Raw genomic sequence first — 18490 nt, forward strand, 5'->3', positions numbered from 1 at the left:
ACATGGGCGGTGTTGAGTGCCCTGGACATGTCCGCCTGCGAGTGCCGTGTATCGCCGCGGCGGAAATCGGCGTATTCCGGGACCCGTGCAGCGGCATGCGCAAAGTTCCCGGACAGCAAAGCGTTCATCATACCTTACACGCCGTTGAGCACGCTACGAACGCACGCCAAAGCGTTGTAGACTTGATTCAAAGCATCATTTTTGGCAATCATTATCAAACGCATGCCATTCTTATAAGCGCCAGACGCTGTAGCCTGCCTGGCTGAAGGTTTTCGGGTCGAACTGCGCCTTCACGTCGATGAAACAGCCACCGTCGTTGAGCTTGGCGCAGAACTCGTCGGACGAGTGTTCCATCACCTCGCGGTGCCCGACCGGCACCACCATCGCGTCGCCGCGCGGCAGGCTGTCCCAGTTCTCCAGCTCGATCCCGTATTCGTGGCGCGCCTGGCCCGGATCGGCCAGCGGGTCGTGCACGTGCACGTCGCAGCCATAGGACGCCAGCTCGTGCACGATGTCGGCCACCTTGGAATTGCGCAAGTCCGAGCAGTTCTCCTTGAACGTCAGGCCGACCACGTTGACGGTCGAGCCCTTGACGTGGAAACCCGACGAGATCATCGACTTGACGGTTTTCTCGGCCACGAACTTGGCCATGCCGTCATTGATGCGGCGGCCGGCCAGGACGACCTGCGGGTGATAACCGACCATCTCGGCCTTATGCGTCAGGTAGTACGGATCGACGCCGATGCAATGGCCGCCGACCAGCCCCGGACGGAAGGGCATGAAATTCCATTTGGTGCCCGCGGCACGCAGCACGTCGCTGGTATCGATGCCGATCTTGTCGAAAATGATCGCCAGCTCGTTCATCAGCGCGATGTTCAGGTCGCGCTGGGTGTTCTCGATGACTTTCGCCGCCTCGGCCACCTTGATCGCGGACGCCCGGTGCACGCCGGCGTCGACCACCGATTCGTACAGCGCGGCGATCCGGGCCAGCGTGGCGTCGTCGTCGCCGGACACCACTTTCGGGACCGTCGCCAGCGTATGCTCGCGGTCGCCCGGATTGATGCGTTCCGGCGAAAACCCGACGTGGAAGTCACGCCGCCAGCGCATGCCGGACTGGCGCTCGAGGATCGGAATACAGATTTCCTCAGTAGCACCCGGATACACGGTCGACTCGAATACCACGGTCGCCCCGGGCTTCATGTGACGGCCGATCAGCGTGGTGGCGCCGGCCAGCGGCGTGAAATCCGGCTGGTGAGCGCCGTCGACCGGGGTCGGTACCGCGACGATGATGAAATCGGCGGCGTCCAGGCACGCCGGATCGGTCGTGAATTCGAGCTGCGCCGCCGCAGCCAAGTCGGCAGCCGCGACTTCCCCGCTGGGATCGACGCCGCTGCGGTAATGCGCAATCTTGGTGACGGACAAATCGAAGCCGAGCGTCCTGCCCCGCTTGCCGAATGCGACCGCCAGTGGCAAACCAACGTACCCGAGTCCAACTACTGCAACGACTGCTTCTGCATTCATTTTATCGGTTCCGATCCAATTTTTGCAAATTGTATAACATTTAATATAACACGGAAAAACCGATACTTCCCAGCAAAAGTACGTGGATAGTCAAATAGAAACAACAAGTTACCGGCCATGACAGGCCTTACGACCTCCACGCGATGGTGCCTGATACGCACCCGAACCATGAAATACTGCCATTTTCTCAAGGGAAGTATTCTGCTACCGTGATCTTTTGGGCAACATTCTTATGCCTAGAGCATGTAATAGTATCATTTTCGATGGCGCCGCCGCAGGCGCTCATCTATCGTGCGCAACATTGGAGACACAATATTGCACAACGAGACAGATAGAGACAAATGCGCAGCAGCGCGTGCAGGTGCGCACAGGAGGCAAACAAGGGGAAAAGTGAGAAAACAGGAAGAAAGGTGGCGCGGCTGGCTGGGATCGAACCAGCGACCCTTGGCTTCGGAGGCCAATACTCTATCCACTGAGCTACAGCCGCGCTGAGAGTGATGCGAAGGATACAGTCTTTCCCGACCGTCGTCTATGGGAACCGGCGCTGCCAGCCAGTAATTGCGTTTCCATTAACGATTTTTGGGTCTATAATCGGGCGCGGATGGTATTGCAAACAAGCATCCGCAGCGCAGGAGACAGGTTTTTTTAATTAGATTAAGGAAATCATGAGCGACGCACACAATGAACAGCAATCCCTGATCCAGACACCCAAGCAACTCATCGTTGCGGTCGCAGGTTTCTTCCTCGTCATCGTCATCGGCATCATCCTGCTCGTCACCTTCGTCACCAATACCCATCTGCAGGGGGCCGGCTCAGAACAGACCGCGCAAGCCATCGGCGCCCGTATCCGCCCGGTGGCCGACGAGGGTTTCACTTTCAAGGATGCCAACGCCCCGAAAGTCCTGCAGAGCGGCCAGGCCGTATACACCGCGGTGTGCGCGGCCTGCCACGGCAGCGGCGCTGCTGGCGCCCCCAAGCTGGGCGATGCCGGCGCCTGGGCCGCGCGCATCAAGCAGGGTTACGACACGCTGGTCCAGCATGCCGTGCAGGGTATCCGCCTGATGCCGGCCAAGGGCGGCAACCCGGACCTGGACGACATCGAAGTGGCACGTGCCGTGGTCTACATGGGCAACGAGGCGGGCGCCAAGTTCAAGGAACCGGAAGCGCCGGCCCCCACCCAGCAGGCGGCGGCCCCTGCGGCCGGCGCACCGGCTGCGGGTACGCCTGCTGCTGAGGGAGCCCCTGCTGCTGCCTCGGCACCGGCCACGGCTGCAGCAGCGGCGCCGGCTGCAGCGCCGCCGGCCGCCCTCGCCAGTGCCAGCGCCGATACCGGCAAGGCCCTGTTCAACACGGCCTGCGTCGCCTGCCACGGTGCCGGCATCGCGGGCGCACCGAAGGTCGGCGACAAGGCCGGCTGGGCAGCGCGCATCGCCCAGGGCAATGCGGTGCTGTACGAGCATGCAATCAAGGGCTTCCAGGGCAAGGCCGGCGTGATGCCGCCGAAAGGCGGTTCGGCGGCGCCGGATGCCGACGTCCGGGCGGCCGTCGACTACATGGTGGCGGCGGCAAAATAAGCGAGCCGCCGGCCGCCAGCTACGACGCGGCCTGGCGGCGCGTAAACACGGCGTACTTCGAGATGGCGAAGTTGAACGCCAGCGCAACGGCCGAGCCGGCGGCGACGGCCAGGAACAGGTTGAGCGTGCTGTGGTCGGTCAGCCAGAGCCAGATCGTATAGACGATCACGTTGATGCCGCCGCCCAGGCTAGTCAGCAGCAGATACTGCGCCCATTCGCGCAGCGACCCCTGCCCCTGCTGGACGAAGGTGAAATGCCGGTTGACCTTCCAGGTCACGGTGGCGGCGATCAGGAACGAAAGGATCCGGCCGCTGACCGCTCCCAATCCCAGCACCTTGACGCCCAGATACAGCATGGAAAAGTCGGTGACGAAGCCGAGCGCACCGACCATGCAAAAGCGCAGGAACTGTTTCAAGTCCGTTTTCCGAGCATGGCACCGACCGAGGGCACCGTGAGGTAAGCCAGGCGCTTCAGTTCACGCCGCCCGTGGGTGACCGTGTCCAGGATCAGGCCGCAGGTGAGTGCCAGGAAGCCCAGCAGCATCGTGCTTGCCGCCAGCACGGCGGTCGGCAGGCGCGGCACCAGGCCGGTCTCGAGGTAGGTCAGCAGCACCGGCAGCGACAAGCCCAGCGACAGCAGGGCCAGCAGCGCGAAAATGATGGTGAAGAAGAACAGCGGGCGCTCGTTCTTGAACAGCTTGGTGATCATCAACAGGATGCGGAAGCCGTCGCGGTAGGTCGACAGCTTGCTGGTCGAGCCTTCAAGGCGCGCGCCGTAGGGCGTATTCAGTTCGCCGATCGGCATGCGCAGCTGGAGCGCGTGCACGGTCAGTTCGGTCTCGATCTCGAAGCCGTTCGACAGCGCCGGGAAGGATTTCACGTAACGGCGCGAGAACACGCGGTAGCCGGACAGGATATCGGTGAAGCGGTTGCCGAACAGGTTGGCGACGAAGCCCGTAAACAAGGCGTTGCCGAAGCGGTGGCCGGCGCGGTAGGCGGCGGCTTCGGAGTCGACGCGGCAACCGACCACCATGTCCAGGTTTTCCGCGATCAGCTTGGCGATCAGGGTGGGTGCGCTGGCGGCATCATAGGTGATGTCGCCGTCGCACATCAGGTAGATGTCGGCGTCGACGTCGGCGAACATGCGGCGCACGACATTGCCTTTGCCTTGCAGGGTTTCGCTGCGCACGATGGCGCCGGCAGCGGCGGCGACCTGGGACGTCTTGTCCTTTGAATTGTTGTCGTAGACATAAATCCGGGCTTGCGGCAGCTCGCGGCGGAAGCCTTCGACGACAGCGCCGATGGCCGCTTCCTCGTTGTAGCAAGGCAAGATGACTGCGATCTCGAACCCGGCAAGGGAGGCATTCGTCATGTCCATCGGCACGACATTCTGCGGGGTTCTCAAAGAGGATTCCATGATGTTCCTTACTGCTGTAATTGGGTTAGCTTGTTGGCTTTGGCGGGAATGCCCATCTCGCGAACGGCCGCGATGTCGGGGGTGACGGTGCCGCGGGTTTCATAGACTTCCGTCACGCCGTCGCGGTACTGGTGCGGCAGGCGCTGGGTCAACATGAAGCCGGAGTCCGGACCCATCAGCGCGTCGCGCATCTGGGTACTATGGGGATAGGCCGGATTATTACGCTGGCGCACGATGACGACGTGCTGCACACCGAGGCGGTGCAATGCCGCCAGCACCTGCCCGGCATTGCTGTACTTGAGGGTGTAGCTGCTGCCCATGAAATTCGAATCGGCCAGCAGCTTGGACGCGCGGATCACATAGCCCTGCAGGTGGCTGTCGTGCACCGCCATCTCGGCAATAAAGGCGCCTTCCGCGCCGGCCGGGCCGTCGATCACGGTCAGCGTCGGGCGGTTGGCGGGCGCCAGTGCCTGCGACAGCAGCCCGATGCCGGTGTCGGCCTTGGGCGGGCGCGCCGCCAGATGCATCACGCCGGGCACCGCCATCACCACCGCCAGCACGGCAGTGGCAAGCGCCGCTGCCGGCCTGGCGCCGCGTTGCGCCAGCATGGCCAGCAGATGCTGGACACCGAGGATGGCCAGCACCACCACCGCCGGCAGGGCCGGCGCCATGTAGCGGTCGACGATATCGACCGGCACCAGCGACTGCAGCAGCAGCGTGGCCAGTACCAGGCTAAGGATGCCGCTGACGATCGACCAGCGCAGCGCCGAGCGCGCACGCTGGCGGAATTCGGCCACCACTGCCAACAGGGCCAGCAGCACGCCGGCCGGCGTCAGGTTGTGCGACAGCGTGAGCAGGTTGGCCAGCAGGGCCTGCGATGCATACGGGAGGCCCGCCTGGTAATTGAAGCCGTCGGCGGCGATTTTCGCCGTCAGCACGTACCACGGCACCACCAGCAGCGCCATCAGCGCGGCGGCCACGTACAGTTTGATGGACAGCAGCTGCTTCCAGTTGGCGGTCAGCGCGATATGAAATACCGGAATGAACACGACCAGCCAGCCATTGCCCTTCATGAGCACGGCCAGCGCAGCCAGCAGCGCAAAGCCGATCGCCTTGCCCCAGCCTGGGGCCGCCGCATAGGCGATCCACAAGGCGGTGGCGGCCACCAGGCAGGCGGCCAGCGGCTGGTCGACCATGAACATCGCATGGCCCTCGAGCACCAGCGGCGTCAGGGCATACACCAGCACGCCGACGATGGCGGCGCGGCGATCGGCCAGCAGGGCCAGCGCGGCGGCGATGCCGACCGCCGGCAGCGCGGCCAGCAACACATTCAGCGCGAAGACCACCGGCATCGTCGGCGGCAGCACCATGAACAGCAGTCCCAGGAAACCGTAATAGGCGGGCGGCCAATGGCCTATCGAAATCTTCGGATAGTGGACATAGAAATCGGCCGCGGCCGCCATCGGATTGGCGCCCAGGTGAGTACTCAGGTACTGCGCGATGAAATAGCCGTTGAGGAAGTGGGAAGGTTCATCTGCGCCGGAAAAACCCGATTGATAAGCCTTGGCGAGGACCATGGCAAACGTCCCGACGGCGACGGCGGCCAGATAAGCCAGGAACAGGAAGGAAGCCGATGGCCTCTTGGTAAGAGCTTGCATTCAGGAGGTCGAGATGGACAATTAATAATGCTTCAAATCAAATTTTATACGGATTTGTAATTTTTATACATTCGTACCGAATTCTGTTGTATTTGGGGCTGCGGCACGATGTTGAACATGAGGAGATGGTGTGGCGGACAGCAATGCGGCCGTCATCCGACGGCCGCAGGCACAAGCAAGGCTGGCAGCCGGGGCGTACGTCTCCGGCCGCTGGATCACATCCGGGATTGACGGCGGCGGCGCACAGAGCAAGCCGCCAGCAGGCCGGCGCCGCACAGCAGCATGCTGCCCGGTTCCGGCACATCGCTGTGGGCCTCACGTCGCACATAGAAATCGAAGGTGATGTTGGAGAGGCCCTGCCCACCGATTTCGCTGATAAACAAGCTGGTCGCGGGCGTCGGCAGGCTGCCGTCCCAAGGCTGGGTCTGGATGGTCGGGTCGATGTCGGTCAGGTTGTCCGAAACGAACAGCACCTTGCCGAGCAGGTCGCGCAGGGTCACGCGCACGTCGTACAAGGTGACTGCAGAAACCAGATCGATCACGTCGCCAAAGGTGCCGACGCCGAGATAGGCACCTTCATTAAAGACGGGAAACAGGTCGCCGTCTGCACTTAGGTTGAGGCTGATCCGATTGTCCCCACTGCTCAGCATGGTATCGGATTCGCTCGTCGTTACCACCAGGCCAGCGCGCGTAAATGTCGCCGGCGTATTGTCGAAGACGCTGACCGGGAGCGAGGCATTGCCGCTGGTTTCGCCTTCAAGATAGACGCTGTACGTAGAACCGGTAAGAACGATTGCAGATGCAGTACCTGCTACCGCAAAGGATGCAGCAAGTAACATCAATGAAATGAATATTTTTTTCACATACTTCTCCCAGATGAAAAATTATAAATAATGTCAAGAACATAAGCAATTTTCATTCCAGCAAAGAAATCTGTTCTTTATCAATAACTTATTTTTCTCTTTAGCGCATTCCAAATTTTCCTTGTAAAGAATCTCGACGTCTCTATCGGTATAAAATCAACAAAAACTTTAGGTATATTTTTATAAAAATAGAATATTTATATTAGTTTTTACGGTCATTAGTAATATGTATTCTCTATTCATCAACACCAGCCGATACCTACAAACAACAACGAATAAAGTTTCGCTGAAAAATTTAAATTACCTTATATAGAAGGAATTTCAAGGCAGTTATCATTGCGCACCTTGCTGGTGCGCTATAAAAACCATTCTTGCTTTCTCTAATAGTTTCTGTAGGAAAAAATTTTAGTTTGCTTGATATTCACGGAACAATTTGCTTGACGTTGCCTGTATATCAACTCAATTGCAAGAATTTTATAGTTATTCATTACCTAATTTCTGGTTACAAATACTTACAAACCGCATTTCTCAAATCTCGTAAGCTCTATTCTTTCCAGCAGGAATAACTGCTCAAAAGAATTTTCATTTACGAGGAAACGACATGCAACAGCGCAATACCGGCTCCATCGCCGCCCGCCTGGCCCCTGCCCTGGTGGTCTCGCTGCTGGCGGCAACCGGCGCATCCGCCGCGACCCTGTCGGTCGGTCCCGGCAAACAGTATTCCGCCCCTTGCGCGGCCTTCAATGCCGCTCGCGATGGCGACACCATCGAAATCAGCGGCAACAATATTTACAAGGGCGATGTCTGTGGCATTTCCCGCAATAACCTGATCATCCGCGGCGTCAATGGCCGTCCGATGATCGATGCCAACGGCGCCAATGCCATGGGCAAGGCGATCTGGGTGGTCGGCGGCAACAACATCACCATCGACAACGTGGAAATGTACGGTGCCCGCGTGCCGGACCAGAACGGCGCCGCACTGCGCCTGGAAGGCACCGGTTTTACGCTGCGCCAGAGCTTCCTGCACGATAACGAAAACGGCATCCTGAGCGGCGCCAATACCGCCAGCGATATCCTGATCGAGTACAGCGAATTCGGCCACAACGGTTTCGGCGACGGCTATAGCCACAACCTGTATATCGGCAACGTCCGCAGCCTCACCTTCCGCTACAGCTATTCGCACGACGCCAACGTCGGCCACAACCTGAAGTCGCGCGCCCAGGTCAACGCGATCTACAACAACCGCTTCTCCAGCACCGCGCCGGGCCAGACCAGCAGCACCGCAGCGGGCAGCCCGAGCTACGAAGTCGACCTGCCCAACGCCGGCACCTCGTACGTCATCGGCAACGTGATCGAGCAGCCGGCCGCCAACAGCAACCCGAACATCCTGGCCTATGGCGAGGAAGGCGCGAGCAACCCGGGCAAGGACCTGTACGTGGTCAACAATACCTTCCTGAACGATGCCGGTTCGGGCACCTTCGTGATGATCGGTTCCGGTGTCGGCACCCCTGCCCTGATTCAGAACAACGTATTTGCGGGTGCCGGCAGCGTGACCAGCCAGGGTAACGCGACCCTCAGGACCAACTACAGCGCCGCCACGCCAGCCTTCGTCAACCGCGCCACCTACGACCTGCATCCAGCCGCCGGTTCGCCGATGATCAATGCCGCCTCGGCCCCCGGTACCGCACCGACCGGCTTCGTGCTGGCCCCGATCGCGCAATACCAGCACGTGGCCTCGGGCGAGGCCCGCGCCAACGTCAACGACATCGGCGCCTACGCATCCAACGGCGCTGCCGCGACGCCGCCGGTAACGACGGGCTGGACCCAGTGCGCCAACGAAGGCGGCACCTGCACCTTCAGCGGCACCCGTGAAGTGCGCTACGGCTCGGGCATGACCTTCGTGTCGCGCACCGTGACCGGTTCGGTCGCCTGCAGCAACGCCGTATTCGGCGACCCGACCCCGAACGTGGCCAAGACCTGCAGCTATGCGGCCACCGCCTGGACCCAGTGCGCCAACGAAGGCGGCACCTGCACCTTCAGCGGCACCCATGAAGTGCGCTACGGCTCCGGCACGACCTTCGTGTCGCGCACTGTGACCGGTTCGGTCGCCTGCAGCAACGCCGTGTTCGGCGACCCGACCCCGAACGTGGCCAAGACCTGCAGCTACGCCGCCGACAGCAGCACTGCACCGGCAGCCGAAACCTGGAACACCTGCGCCGGCGAGGAAGGCCTGTGCACCTTCAGCGGCACCCGCGACGTCCGCTACGGCGCCGGCAGCAGCTTCGTGACCAGGACCTTCACCGGTACGGTGGCGTGCTCGAACAGCATCTTCGGCGACCCGGCCCTGGGCGTGGTCAAGTCGTGCAGCGTGTCCAGCCTGACGAAATAAGCGGATGACCTGAGCACCGCGTCGATGTAAAAAAAGGCCGCGAAGTTCGCGGCCTTTTTCATTGTCGACGATGCATTACCAGATGATCACGCGGTCCTTCGGCGCCAGGTACATCTTGTCGCCCGGCTTCACGCCGAAGGCTTCGTAGTAGCCCGGCTGGTTCTTGAGGGTGCCGTTGGCGCGGTACTGGCCCGGCGAGTGCGGGTCGGTCTTCACCTGTACGATCTGCTGCTGTTCGCGCATCTTCGAACGCCACACCTGTGCCCAGCCCATGTACAGGCGCTGGTCGCCGGTGAGGCCGTCGATGACCGGCGCCTTCTTGCCCTTCAGCGAGATGTGATAGGCCTTGTAGGCGATGGCCAGGCCCGAGTTGTCGGCGATGTTCTCGCCCAGGGTCAGCTCGCCGTTGACGTGGTAGCCCGGCAGCGGCTCGAAGGCGTTGTACTGGTTGACCAGCATCGCGGTCTTGGCCTTGAAGTTCTTGTGGTCGGACGCGGTCCACCAGTCGCGCAGGTTGCCCTTGCCGTCGTACTGGGCACCCTGGTCGTCGAAGCCGTGGCTGATCTCGTGGCCGATCACGGCGCCGATGCCGCCGTAGTTGACCGCGTCGTCCGCATTGGCGTCGAAGAACGGCGGCTGCAGGATCGCGGCCGGGAACACGATCTCGTTCATCTCCGGGTTGTAGTAGGCGTTGATGGTCTGCGGCGTCATGCCCCACTCGTCGCGGTCGATCGGGCGGCCCAGCTTGTTCAGCTCGCGGTCGGCTTCGACCACGCGCGAACGCATCACGTTGCCGACCAGGTCGTCGCGCTTGACGGTCAGGGCCGAGTAATCCTTCCACTTGTTCGGGTAGCCAATCTTCGGGTTGAAGGTGGCCAGCTTGGCTTGCGCTTCCTTCTTGGTCGCCGGGCTCATCCAGTCCAGTTTGTCGATCGACTGCTTATAGGCGGCCAGCAGGTTCTTGACCAGCGCTTCCATGCGCGCCTTGCGCTCGGCCGGGAAGTATTCGGCCACGTACAGCTTGCCCAGCGCTTCGCCCTGCGCACGCTCGACCGCGCCGACGCCGCGCTTCCAGCGTGGTTCCTGCTCCTTCACGCCCGACAGGGTGCGGCCGTAGAAATCGAAACGCTCGTCGGCGAAGTTCTTCGACAGGAAGCTGCCGTAGGATTCGATCAGGTGCAGCGACAGGTAGGCTTTCCAGGTGTCGATCGGGGTCTTGTTCGACAGCTCGACGAAGCCTTTCAGGTAGGTCGGCTGGCCGACGATCACGTAGCTCGCCTTGGCGCCGATGCCGGTGGTGTCGAACCAGGTCTTCCAGTCGAAGCCCGGGGCGGTCTTGTCCATGTCGGCCAGGTTGACCTTGTTGTAGGCCTTGATCGGGTCGCGCAGTTCGACCTTGGTCCATTGCACGCGGGCGATCTCGGTTTCGAAGTCGACGATGGCTTTCGCGTTGGCGGCGGCGTTCTTGTCGCCGGCCATGGCCAGCATCTTCTGAACGTGGGCCTGGTACTTGGCCTTGGTGTCGGCCAGCTTGGCGTCGTCCGCCTTCAGGTAGTAGTCGCGGTCCGGCATGCCCAGGCCGCCCTGGCCGATGTCGGCGACGTACTTGGTCGAATCCTTGTTGTCCTGGTGGATACCGAAGTCGAACGGCACGCCGACGCCGATTTTACCGAGGCGGGCCAGCATGGCCGGCAGCTCCGACTTGTCCTTCAGGGCGGCGATCTTGTCCAGCTCGGGCTTCAGCGGGGCCACGCCCAGCTGTTCCAGGCGCGCCTCGTCCATGAAGCTGGCGTAAAAGTCGCCGATGCGCTGGGCGTCGGTGCCGGCGGACGGGTTGGTCGCCGCGGTCTTTTCGATGATGCCGCGCAGCTGCGGCAGGGTGTTCTCGCGCAGTTCCATGAACGAGCCCCAGCTCGACTTGTCGGACGGGATCTCGACCGTCTTGAGCCACTTGCCGTTCAGGTATTCGAAGAAGTCGTCCTGCGGGCGTACGGACGGCTCGATGTATTGGGTGGCGATGCCGGCGCTCAGGGTCTGCCCGCTCTTAGCAGCGGTGCTCTTGGCCGCGGCGGCGCCTTCGGCCGCGTGGCCCAGGCTGGAGATCAGCGCCAGGGTGAGTGCGCTCAACAGGTATTGTTTTTTCATCTCTTTGGTCTCTCGGATTGTGGTCAATCGGCCGGCGGGATCGCCGCCGGCCCGGGTCGTGCCGGTGCAGCTTACCAGATGCGGATCACCAGATCGTCACGCGGTCTTCCGGCTTCAGGTACATCTTGTCGCCTTCCTTGATGCCGAAGGCTTCATAGAAGGCGGCCTGGTTGCGCAGGGTGCCGTTGGCGCGGAACTGGCCCGGCGAGTGCGGGTCGGTCTTGACCTGGTTGATCGCCGCTTCGTCGCGCATCTTGGAGCGCCACACCTGGCCGAAGCCCATGAAGAAGCGCTGGTCGCCGGTGAGGCCGTCGATGACCGGGGCCGGCTGGCCGTGCAGCGAGATCTTGTAGGCTTTGTAGGCGATGGCCAGGCCCGAGTTGTCGCCGATGTTCTCGCCCAGGGTCAGCGCACCGTTGACGTGGTAGCCCGGCACCGGCTCGAAGGCGTCGTACTGCTTGACCAGCATGTCGGTCTTGGCCTTGAAGCGCGCCTCGTCTTCCTTGGTCCACCAGTTGCGCAGGTTGCCCTCGCCGTCCGACTGGCTGCCCTTGTCGTCGAAGCCGTGGCCGATCTCGTGGCCGATCACGGCGCCGATCGCGCCGTAGTTCACGGCATCGTCGGCTTCGGCATTGAAGAACGGCGGCTGCAGGATCGCGGCCGGGAACACGATCTCGTTCAGGCGCGAGTTGTAGTAGGCGTTGATGGTCTGCGGCGTCATGCCCCATTCCTCGCGGTCGATCGGCGTGCCCAGCTTGTTGATGTTGCGGTTGTAGGCGAAGGTCGAGGCGCGCATCACGTTGCCGGCCAGGTCATCCGGTTTGACCGCCAGTTTCGTGTAGTCGCGCCATTTGTTCGGGTAGCCGATCTTCGGGTTGAAGGTGGCCAGCTTGGCCTGCGCTTCCTTCTTGGTGGCCGCGCCCATCCAGTCGAGGCCGTCGATCGACTCTTTATAAGCGGCCAGCACGTTCTTGACCAGCGCGTCCATGCGCGCTTTTCTCTCCGGCGGGAAGTACTTGGCCACGTATTCGCGGCCCAGCGCTTCGCCCAGCGCGCCTTCGACGGTCGACACGGCGCGCTTCCAGCGCGGACGGTTCTCGGTGACGCCGGTCAGCATGGTGCCGTAGAAGTCGAAGTTGGCGTCGACGAAGCCCTTGCTCAGGTAGGGCGAGTATTCGCGCAGCAGCTGCCACTGGAAATAGGCCTTGACGGTCTCGAGGTCGGTGTCGTTCAGCACCTTGTTGAAGCCGGTGACGTAGCTCGGCTGGCCGACGATCACGTAGTCGGCCTTGTTGCCGACGCCGGCGGCAGCCAGCGCGCTCTTCCAGTCGTAGTCCGGCGCCAGGGTCGACAGCTCGGCCACGCTCATCTTGTTGTAGCCCTTGTTTGGATCGCGCAGTTCGACGCGGTTCCACTGGACCTCGGCCAGCCTGGTCTCGAAGGCCACGATCGCTTTCGCCTTGGCGGCGGCGTCCTTTTCTCCGGCCAGGCCGAGGATGGTGGCGACATGCGTTTCGTACTTGGCGCGGATGCCGGCCATGCGCTTGTCGTCCAGCTTCAGGTAGTAATCGCGGTCCGGCATGCCCAGCCCGCCCTGGCGGATGTAGGTCGCGTAGCGGGTCGATGCCTTGGCGTCCTGCGCCACGCCAATGCCGTAGGGCGTGGCCACGCCGATTTTGGCCAGGTGCGCGACCAGGGCCGGCACGCCCTTCTTGTCCTTCAACGTGCGGATGCGCTGCAGCTCGCCGGCGAGCGGCTTGGTACCGAGGGCTTCCAGCTTGTTCTCGTCCATGAAGCTGGCGTACAGGTCGCCGATCTTGCGGGCATCGGTACCCGGCTTGGCCTTGGCTTGCTGGTCGGCTTCGATGATGGCGCGCAGCTGCGGCGTGGTGTCGTCGCGCAGCTTCATGAAGGTACCCCAGCTCGACTTGTCGGCCGGGATCTCGGCGGTTTTCAGCCACTTGCCGTTGAGGTATTCGAAAAAGTCGTCCTGGGCGCGTACGGTCGGGTCGATGTACTGCGTCTCGATGCCGGACTTGGCTGCGGTTGCAGTCGATGCCGGGGCATTGTCCGCAGCGTTGGCGAAAGCGGCCAGCAGGGACAGGGTCAGGGTGCTCAACAGGTAACGTTTCACAAGGAAGTCCTTCATTGCATAGGGAAAAGAGCGGCTTGTGGCCGTCGGCAAATGTAACATAGCCCGGCTTGGCAAAACCGGGCTGTTGTCTGACAGGCACTTGTCCGTCGTTCCTGCCCCATGTTGCCGACTAGATCGAGGAAATTCTAGCCGGGAAGGGTAAAGCCATTACACAGAAACACGCTTTTTTACTTTTCGATACATCATGCATATGTGAGCACCACCGCGGGTCTCATCCGCCGATGTTGATCGAGGCGCCGCCCGGGCCCGTACTGCCCGCGCCGCCGGCGCCGCCCATGCCGCCCATGCCGCGGCCGCCACGTCCGCCGCGCCGCTCTCCCCGTTCGCCGCCCCGCTCGCCGGCGCCGCCCGGCCGCCCTTCCGGCACCACGCGCAACAGTTGCTCGCCCAGGAACACCGCAAGCTGGGCACGCTGCTTGTCGTCGAGGGCATCGTTCACGCCCAGCCACAGCTCGCGCAGCTGCCTGTCTTCCGCATTCGCGGCCGCGCTTTCCGCTTCCACCAGTTTATTCAGCTCACGCAATTCGACGTCCGGCTTGGCCAGCATCGTCTTGGCCTGTTCCTGCAGCGTGTCCCGGCGGTGCTGGCGCTCGCGCAGTACGCTGCGGGTGCGGCCCTCGACCTGGTTCCACAAGGTTTGCTGGTTGGTACTCAGGTGCATCGACGACTTCAGGTCGGATGCCATGAACATCAGGTCTTCGACACGCATGTCCATCAGCGGCACGGCGAACGAGGGCGTGGCGGCACCGACGGCAAGGGCCAGCACGCAGGCGCGAAACAGGCGGGTTCTTAACATACTGCAAATCTCCTGGGCGAAGCGCCATCGAGAAAAACCGTCGCGAGCGGCAGCAGTTTGAGACGAGAAGCGCAGCTGTACGGAGGTACAGCGAGCATCGCAATCTCAAAATGCAATGCGCAGCAGGTTTTCCGATGGCGCATAAAAAAGCCCACGGTGGGTACCGTGGGCAAAGACCACTTCAAGAGTGGAGAGAGAGAAAAACTGAGATCGACTATATGCCTCTCGCCCGGCCCTGTCCGGGCCCTTTACAAATACTTACCCTACGTTGGGGACGGAATACAAGGATTTACAAGAACATCGAAATTGTATTGACGCTGCTGGCAATAAAAAAGGCTGCCACGGCAGCCTTTTGATGGAGACGACAAACACTCACGAATTGAGCTGCTTGGCATCGCCCAGATTGTCCTTGTACGAATCGAAGATCTTGCGCAGCGCATCCTGCATCGACACCTGCGGCTGCCACCCCAGCTCCGACTCGGTATTCTCGATCTTCGGCACACGGTTCTGCACGTCCTGGTAGCCGGTGCCGTAGTAGGCGCCCGAGCTGGTCTCGACCAGCTTGACCTGCTTCGCGGTCTCACGGTATTCCGGGTATTCGGCCGCCAGGTCCAGCATCATGGTGGCCAGTTCGCGGATCGAGTAATTGTTGACCGGGTTGCCGACGTTATAGATCTTGCCGGTGGCCTTGCCGTCCTTGTTCTCGATGATCTTCATCAGCGCCGAGATGCCGTCGTCGACATAGGTGAACGAGCGCTTCTGGGCGCCGCCGTCGACCAGCTGGATCGGTTCGCCGCGCACGATGTGGCCCAGGAACTGGGTCAGCACGCGCGACGAGCCTTCCTTCGGCGTGTGGATCGAATCGAGGCCGGCGCCGATCCAGTTGAACGGACGGAACAGCGTGAAATTCAGGCCTTCCATGCCGTAGCCCCAGATCACACGGTCCATCAATTGCTTGGCGCAAGCGTAGATCCAACGCGGCTTGTTGATCGGGCCGTAGACCAGGCTGGAATTTTCGGGATCGAACTCGGCGTCCGGGCTCATGCCGTAGACTTCCGAAGTCGATGGGAAGATCAGGTGTTTTTTGTACTTCGCGGCCGAGCGCACGATCGGCAGGTTGGCCTCGAAGTCGAGTTCGAACACGCGCAGCGGTTCTTTCACGTAGGTCGAGGGCGTGGCGATCGCCACCAGCGGCAGGATCACGTCGCATTTCTTGACGTGGTACTCGACCCATTCCTTGTTGATCGTGATGTCGCCCTCGAAAAAGTGCATGCGCGGATTATCCAGCAGGTCGCCCAGGCGCTCGCACTGCATGTCCATCCCATACACTTCCCAGTCGGTCGTCTCCAGAATACGCTTGGACAGGTGGTGGCCAATAAAACCGTTGACGCCGAGGATGAGGACTTTTTTCATTTCAGATAGGAAACATTTGCCTTGGTTGCCTGATTATACCATCGCGCAAATTCGCCCAATCCCGTCGCCAGAGAGGTGGTCGGCTTGTAGCCGACCCAGTCCTGCAGCTTGTTCGTGTCGGCATGCGTGGCCGGCACGTCGCCCGGCTGCATCGGCTGGAAATCCAGCGCGGCCTTGACCCCGACCGCCTCTTCCAGGGTGCGGATGAAATCCAGCACCTGTACCGGGTTGTTGTTGCCGATATTAAAGATCGAGTGCGGCGGCTGGCCTTCGCGGATCGACGGCTTGAACAGCAGGCGCACCACGCCTTCGACGATGTCGTCGATATAGGTGAAGTCGCGGTACAGCTTGCCTTCGGCAAAGACCGGGATGCTTTCCCCGGCCAGCATCTTGCGCGCGAAGCTGAAATAGGCCATGTCGGGCCGGCCCCACGGTCCGTAGACCGTGAAGAAGCGCAGCCCGGTGATCGGCAGACCGTACAGGTGGCTGTAGGTATGCGCCATCAGCTCGTTCGCCTTCTTGGTGGCCGCGTACAGCGACACCGGCGCGTCGGTCTGGTCGGTTTCACTGAACGGGGTCTTGGCGTTGGCGCCGTACACGCTGCTGCTGCTGGCGTACAGCAGGTGCTGGGTGTTGAACTTGCGGCAGCCTTCCAGGATGTGGCCGAAGGCCACCAGGTTGGCCTGCACGTAGGCGGCCGGGTTCTTCAGCGAATAGCGCACGCCGGCCTGGGCGGCCAGGTGCACCACCAGCGCCGGTTTCACGCGCTCGAACAGGGCGGCGGTCTGTTCGCCGTCGCTCAGTTCGACCGTCTCGCAAGGCACGCCGGCCGGGCCCAGCAGGGCCTCGACGCGGTGGTGCTTGAGCGCCGGGTCGTAGTAATCGTTGAAGTTGTCGCAGCCGACCACGCGGTAGCCCATGCCGGCCAGGCGCACCGCCACCGCGCTGCCGATGAAGCCGGCGGCGCCGGTCACCAGCACCGTCTGCTTGTCCGTGCCTTGCACTGGGTCGGTCATTGTTCCACTTTCTTCGAACGGCGGCCGATGCCTTCGTAGGCCAGGCCGGCGGCCGCGAACGCTTCCGGATCGTAGATGTTACGACCGTCGAACACCGCCTTCAGTTTCAGCTTGTCGGCCAGGAAAGGCAGGTCCGGCGCGCGGAATTCCTTCCATTCGGTGACCAGCACCAGCACGTCGGCGCCTTCGACCGCGGCCTTGGCCGAGTCGACGATGCGCAAGCGTTCCTGGCACAGCGCTTCGCCATGCTCGGCCACCAGTACGCGCTGGGCTTCGGTGCTGGCGACCGGGTCGTAGGCGATCACGCTGGCGCCGGCGGCGAACAGCGAACGGATCAGGATACGGCTCGGCGCTTCGCGCATGTCGTCGGTGTTCGGCTTGAACGACAGGCCCCACAGCGCGATGGTCTTGCCCTGCAACGCCTGTTCCGAGCCGAAGAAACGCACCAGCTTCGTGAACAGCACGTTCTTCTGGGCGTCGTTGACGGTTTCGGTGGCGCTGAGCAGGTGCAGGTGGCGGTCGTGGCCGCTGGCGGTCTTGATCAGTGCCTTGACGTCCTTCGGGAAGCAGGAGCCGCCGTAGCCCATGCCGGCGTACAGGAAATCGGGGCCGATGCGCGGGTCCATGCCGATGCCCATGCGCACCGCTTCGATGTCGGCGCCCAGCAGTTCGGACAGGTTGGCCAGCTCGTTCATGAAACTGATGCGGGTGGCCAGCATGGCATTCGCCGCGTACTTGGTCAGCTCGGCGCTGCGCACGTCCATCTCGACGAATTTCTCGTGGTTGCGGCTGAACGGCGCGTACAGCTTGCGCATCTGCTTCATCGCTTCCGCTTCGTCGCCGCCGACCACGATGCGGTCGGGCTTCATGAAGTCCTCGATCGCCGCGCCTTCCTTCAGGAATTCGGGGTTGCTGACCACGCTGAAGGCGACGTCCACGCCGCGCTTTTCCAGCTCGCCGGCAATCGCGCGCTTGACCTTCTCGGCGGTACCGACCGGCACCGTCGACTTGTCGACGATCACCGCCGGTTTCGTCAGGCGCTGGCCGATGCTGCGCGCGGCCGACAGGATATGGGTGAGATCCGCGCTGCCGTCTTCGTCCGGCGGGGTGCCCACGGCCAGGAAGATGATGTCGGCGTGGCTGACCGCGTCGTCGTAGTCCGACGAGAACAGCAGACGGCCGGCGGCGGCATTGCGCTGCACCAGGCTGTCCAGGCCAGGTTCGTGGATCGGGATGACGCCATCCTTGAGCATCGTGATTTTGCGCGTGTCGACGTCGAGGCACAGCACGGTGTTGCCGACGTCGGCAAAGCAAGCGCCTGACACCAGGCCAACGTAACCAGTCCCGATAACGGAAATTTTCATAATCTATACAGTAGGTGAAGCACGCGATGCCCGTGCCGCCGGCCGGAACATCCCATGAAAATGAAGGCTAGCGGAAAGACAAGCAGACTTTCCTCTAGGCTAGGAACCGGTCGAATTTATCATAAATTTCTACTGAGCACGTTACGCACGTTACATTTTTGCTATTAAGCGACGATACGT

General features: G+C 61.9%; 13 protein-coding genes and 1 tRNA gene. 2 read left to right on the forward strand and 12 right to left on the reverse strand.

Translation table 11 applies throughout. From position 1 onward, the window contains the following. Positions 1-231: 231 nt before the first annotated feature. Positions 232-1521, reverse strand: coding sequence for a nucleotide sugar dehydrogenase (locus U1H99_RS13735; RefSeq protein WP_323142300.1), 1290 nt, complete (start codon positions 1519-1521; stop codon positions 232-234). Between the two features lie 411 nt (positions 1522-1932). Beyond that, positions 1933-2008, reverse strand: a tRNA-Arg gene (locus tag U1H99_RS13740). A 178-nt stretch (positions 2009-2186) separates the two neighbouring features. Between U1H99_RS13740 and U1H99_RS13745 the strand changes: the two genes are divergently transcribed. Continuing rightward, on the forward strand, positions 2187-3095 hold the full coding sequence (locus tag U1H99_RS13745; protein ID WP_323142301.1) for a c-type cytochrome: 909 nt from the start codon (positions 2187-2189) through the stop codon (positions 3093-3095). A gap of 19 nt (positions 3096-3114) precedes the next feature. Here U1H99_RS13745 and U1H99_RS13750 read toward each other — a convergent pair whose 3' ends face one another. The 4 genes from U1H99_RS13750 to U1H99_RS13765 form a co-directional block, all read right to left on the reverse strand. Beyond that, positions 3115-3510: a GtrA family protein gene (locus U1H99_RS13750; RefSeq protein ID WP_323142302.1), complete on the reverse strand. Its 396-nt coding sequence runs from the start codon at positions 3508-3510 to the stop codon at positions 3115-3117. Further along, the gene (locus U1H99_RS13755) at positions 3507-4466 is read right to left on the reverse strand and encodes a glycosyltransferase family 2 protein (RefSeq protein ID WP_323142671.1); all 960 of its coding nucleotides are present in this window, start codon (positions 4464-4466) and stop codon (positions 3507-3509) included. The genes U1H99_RS13750 and U1H99_RS13755 overlap by 4 nt, the downstream gene beginning before the upstream one ends. Before the next feature lie 53 nt (positions 4467-4519). Beyond that, positions 4520-6169 carry an ArnT family glycosyltransferase gene (locus U1H99_RS13760; RefSeq protein ID WP_323142303.1) on the reverse strand — a complete coding sequence of 550 codons (1650 nt, stop codon included), beginning with the start codon at positions 6167-6169 and terminating at the stop codon, positions 4520-4522. Between the two features lie 215 nt (positions 6170-6384). Next, positions 6385-7032: a PEP-CTERM sorting domain-containing protein gene (locus tag U1H99_RS13765; protein ID WP_323142304.1), complete on the reverse strand. Its 648-nt coding sequence runs from the start codon at positions 7030-7032 to the stop codon at positions 6385-6387. Between the two features lie 601 nt (positions 7033-7633). Between U1H99_RS13765 and U1H99_RS13770 the strand changes: the two genes are divergently transcribed. Then, a complete protein-coding gene (locus U1H99_RS13770; RefSeq protein ID WP_323142305.1) occupies positions 7634-9421 on the forward strand; it encodes a right-handed parallel beta-helix repeat-containing protein in 1788 nt (595 codons plus the stop codon). Positions 9422-9496: 75 nt separating this feature from the next. Here U1H99_RS13770 and U1H99_RS13775 read toward each other — a convergent pair whose 3' ends face one another. From U1H99_RS13775 to U1H99_RS13800, 6 genes are all read right to left on the reverse strand, one after another. Then, entirely contained in the window at positions 9497-11566 is a 2070-nt protein-coding gene (locus tag U1H99_RS13775; RefSeq protein WP_323142306.1) for a M13 family metallopeptidase, read from the reverse strand. An 85-nt stretch (positions 11567-11651) separates the two neighbouring features. After that, complete coding sequence (locus U1H99_RS13780) at positions 11652-13700, reverse strand: M13 family metallopeptidase (protein ID WP_323142307.1); 2049 nt, start codon at positions 13698-13700, stop codon at positions 11652-11654. A 232-nt stretch (positions 13701-13932) separates the two neighbouring features. After that, complete coding sequence (locus U1H99_RS13785; RefSeq protein WP_323142308.1) at positions 13933-14517, reverse strand: hypothetical protein; 585 nt, start codon at positions 14515-14517, stop codon at positions 13933-13935. Positions 14518-14889: 372 nt separating this feature from the next. Beyond that, the gene (locus U1H99_RS13790; RefSeq protein ID WP_323142309.1) at positions 14890-15930 is read right to left on the reverse strand and encodes a bifunctional UDP-4-keto-pentose/UDP-xylose synthase; all 1041 of its coding nucleotides are present in this window, start codon (positions 15928-15930) and stop codon (positions 14890-14892) included. Further along, positions 15927-16946: an NAD-dependent epimerase/dehydratase family protein gene (locus U1H99_RS13795; protein WP_323142310.1), complete on the reverse strand. Its 1020-nt coding sequence runs from the start codon at positions 16944-16946 to the stop codon at positions 15927-15929. The genes U1H99_RS13790 and U1H99_RS13795 overlap by 4 nt, the downstream gene beginning before the upstream one ends. Then, entirely contained in the window at positions 16943-18310 is a 1368-nt protein-coding gene (locus U1H99_RS13800) for a UDP-glucose dehydrogenase family protein (protein WP_323142311.1), read from the reverse strand. The genes U1H99_RS13795 and U1H99_RS13800 overlap by 4 nt, the downstream gene beginning before the upstream one ends. Between the last annotated feature and the right edge of the window lie 180 nt (positions 18311-18490).

It is taken from the genome of Massilia phyllosphaerae (genome assembly GCF_034659755.1).
Lineage (GTDB): Bacteria > Pseudomonadota > Gammaproteobacteria > Burkholderiales > Burkholderiaceae_D > Telluria > Telluria phyllosphaerae.